This is a genomic window from Neisseria sp. P0021.S005 (genome assembly GCF_051956955.1).
In genome coordinates, this window is the sequence record NZ_JBQCWY010000322.1 from 1 (window position 1) to 3,412 (window position 3,412).

The following is a 3,412-nucleotide window of genomic DNA, read 5'->3' on the forward strand; positions in this document are numbered from 1 at the left end:
TGAAAGATACTGCCGTTTTCACTTTCCCGATGTCGCATTTTCAGACGGCCTCAAGCAATATTCACAATTCGATCAAACACATTTGACATTCCATAGTATAATCCGCCGCATGAAAACTACACAGGATACGCATTATGGATTGGAAAGGTCGTGAACAAAGCCAAAACGTCGAAGATCGCCGCGGAAGCCGTGGCGGTGGTGGCGGCAAAACACCGGGCATACTCGGCATTATCGTGGTTTTGGTCGGCGCATATTACGGCGTGGATTTGAGCGGTTTGGTTGGCGGCTCATCTTCGATGGGCATCCCTACCCAGCAAGCCTCCCGACTTGACAGCCAACAAGAAGCCGAATTGAACGAACTGTCCCGCGTTGTCCTTGCCGATACGGAAAAAGCATGGAGTAAATATTTCCAGCAGCACGGCCAACGCTATACGCCGGCAACCATGGTGTTGTATGAAGGCGGTACGTCCACCGCCTGCGGTACGGGCCAATCTGCCATGGGTCCGTTTTACTGCCCGGGCGACCAAAGAGTTTATTTGGATTTGAGTTTCTACGAAGACATGCGCACCAAGCTCGAATCCGCCAGCGATGCCGCGTTTGCCTACGTTATTGCCCATGAAGTCGGCCATCACGTTCAAAACCTGCTCGGCATTCTGCCTAAAGTCCACAAAATGCAACAGCAAGTCGGCAAAAAAGAGGCCAATGCCCTTTCCGTCAAACTCGAATTGCAGGCCGACTGTTTCGCTGGTATTTGGGGACACTACGCCATCAACAAAAATATCTTCAAAACAGAAGACATTCAAAAAGCTATGCTTGCCGCCGAATCCGTCGGCGATGACCGCTTGCAGAAACAGGCTCAGGGCTATGTCGTTCCCGACAGCTTTACCCATGGCTCGTCCGAAGAACGCATGACTTGGCTCAAGCGCGGTTTGGAAAGCGGCGACATCAACCAGTGCAACACTTTCAACAATTGATTCGTCGATGTAACGACAAAAGGCCGTCTGATTTTTTCAGACGGCCTTTTAGCCGTGTTAAAATAATACCTATTATTTTCCCTTAAATTCAAAGGAAATCCACATGGCAAATATCGCCCGCGACATTTTCAAAGCCTACGACATCCGGGGCATCGTCGGTAAAACCCTGACCGACGAAGCTGCATACTTAGTTGGCAAAGCCATTGCCACCAAAGCCTCCGAAAAAGGTATTACCCGCATCGCACTCGGTCGCGACGGCCGTTTGAGCGGTCCCGGCCTGATGGCACAAATTCAACGCAGTTTCACAGACAGCGGCATCGACGTCCTCAACGTCGGCATGGTTGCCACCCCTATGCTCTACTTCGCAGCCATCAACGAATGCGGCGGCAGCGGCGTGATGATTACCGGCAGCCACAATCCGCCCGATTACAACGGTTTCAAAATGATGCTCGGCGGCGACACGCTCGCAGGCGAAGCCATTCAAGAACTTTTAGCCATTATTGAAAAAGACGGTTTTGTTGCCGCCGACAAACAAGGCAGCGTAACCGAAAAAGACATCTCCAACGAATACCACAACAACATCGTCGGCCATATCAAGCTCAAACGCCCGATGAAAATCGTGATTGACGCAGGCAACGGTGTCGGCGGCGCATTTGCAGGCAAACTCTACAAAGGTTTGGGCAATGAAGTGACCGAACTTTTCTGCGAAGTGGACGGCAATTTCCCTAATCACCACCCCGATCCATCCAAACCGAAAAACCTGCAAGACCTCATCGTCGAGCTTCAAAACAGCGATGCCGAAATCGGCTTGGCATTTGACGGCGATGCCGACCGCTTGGGCGTGGTCACCAAAGACGGCAACATCATCTATCCAGACCGCCAATTAATGCTTTTCGCGCAAGACGTGTTGAGCCGCAATCCTAAAGCCAAAGTGATTTTCGACGTCAAATCCACCCGTCTGCTTGCGCCTTGGATTAAAGAACACAGTGGCGAACCTGTGATGGAAAAAACCGGCCACAGCTTCATCAAATCCACCATGAAAAAAACCGGCGCACTGGTTGCCGGCGAAATGAGCGGACACATCTTCTTTAAAGAACGCTGGTTCGGCTTCGACGACGGTATGTATGCCGGCGCACGCCTCTTGGAAATCCTGTCTGCCTTCGACAATCCGTCCGAAGTATTGAACAAGCTGCCACAAAGCATTTCCACTCCGGAACTCAACATCGACCTGCCCGAAGGCAGCAACGGCCACAAAGTGATTGAAGAGCTGGCTGCCAATGCCAAGTTTGAAGGTGCGACCGAAATCATCACCATCGACGGCTTGCGCGTTGAATTCCCCGACGGCTTCGGCCTGATGCGTGCTTCCAATACCACACCGATTTTGGTGTTGCGTTTTGAAGCGGATACGCAAGAAGCGATTGAACGTATTCAAAACCAATTCAAAGCAGTCATTGAAAGCAATCCTGCATTGAAATGGCCGCTGTAAGGGTTTAGGCTAAAACAAAAGGCCGTCTGAAAATTATTTCAGACGGCCTTTAATATTAAACATTGATTATTTAAAGTTTGGAAACTAAGAATATCCCGGCTTGGTTATCCGACTTGCGCCAACTGTTGGCGCATTTCATCGATAACGGCTTTGTAATCCGGTTTGCCAAAAATCGCCGAACCGGCGACAAACGTATCCGCACCCGCCGCCGCAATTTCAGCAATATTGTCTGTTTTCACGCCGCCATCGACTTCCAATGCGATATGGCGGCCGCTTTGCCGTTCATACTCGTCCAACATCTCGCGCACTTTGCGGATTTTCACCAGTGTATTCGGGATAAAGCTTTGTCCGCCGAAGCCCGGGTTGACCGACATCAGCAACACCATATCCAGTTTGTCCAAAACGTTTTCCAGAATATTGACCGGCGTGGCAGGATTCAATACTAAGCCTGCCTGGCAGCCGTATTCTTTAATCAAACCCAAGCTGCGGTCGATGTGGCGGCTGGCTTCCGGATGAAAGGTAATGATATTGGCACCGGCTTTGGCAAACGCATGAATCAAATCGTCCACCGGCTCAACCATCAAATGCACATCGACCGGCACGGTTGCATACGGTTTCAAAGCCGCGCAAACCATAGGGCCGAAAGTCAGATTCGGCACATAATGATTGTCCATCACGTCAAAATGAATCAAATCCGCACCGGCGCGGATAACTTCGGCAACCTCTTCGCCCAAGCGGGCAAAATCAGCGGACAAAATACTGGGGGCAATACGGTAGTCGGTCATGTTTATTCTCCTAAAGTGTGTTCCTTTGTCATTATCGCATTTTTAACCCTATGTTGTATGCCGCCGACAACGTCTCTACCGTCATTTTTATGAATTTACATTTCATATACATTAATGAAACTTATAATCACATAGTAAGGCTTTGAAAATAAATTATTAGATTACAT

General features: G+C 49.8%; 3 protein-coding genes. 2 read left to right on the plus strand and 1 reads right to left on the minus strand.

Annotated elements, in window-relative coordinates; genetic code table 11:
• Positions 1-134: 134 nt before the first annotated feature.
• Together ypfJ and ACTHUE_RS13470 are read left to right on the plus strand one after the other, a co-directional pair.
• Complete coding sequence (ypfJ, locus tag ACTHUE_RS13465; RefSeq protein ID WP_107792084.1) at positions 135-974, plus strand: KPN_02809 family neutral zinc metallopeptidase; 840 nt, start codon at positions 135-137, stop codon at positions 972-974.
• A 103-nt stretch (positions 975-1,077) separates the two neighbouring features.
• A complete protein-coding gene (locus tag ACTHUE_RS13470; protein WP_107792085.1) occupies positions 1,078-2,460 on the plus strand; it encodes a phosphomannomutase/phosphoglucomutase in 1,383 nt (460 codons plus the stop codon).
• Between the two features lie 104 nt (positions 2,461-2,564).
• Here ACTHUE_RS13470 and rpe read toward each other — a convergent pair whose 3' ends face one another.
• Entirely contained in the window at positions 2,565-3,245 is a 681-nt protein-coding gene (gene rpe, locus ACTHUE_RS13475; RefSeq protein ID WP_036490579.1) for a ribulose-phosphate 3-epimerase, read from the minus strand.
• Positions 3,246-3,412 lie beyond the last annotated feature (167 nt).

Excerpts from the sequence above, each read along its gene's own strand:
- ypfJ (WP_107792084.1), top strand. The coding sequence starts at position 135 with ATGGATTGGAAAGGTCGTGAACAAAGCCAAAACGTCGAAGATCGCCGC.
- ACTHUE_RS13470 (WP_107792085.1), top strand. The coding sequence starts at position 1,078 with ATGGCAAATATCGCCCGCGACATTTTCAAAGCCTACGACATCCGGGGC.
- rpe (WP_036490579.1), bottom strand. The coding sequence starts at position 3,245 with ATGACCGACTACCGTATTGCCCCCAGTATTTTGTCCGCTGATTTTGCC.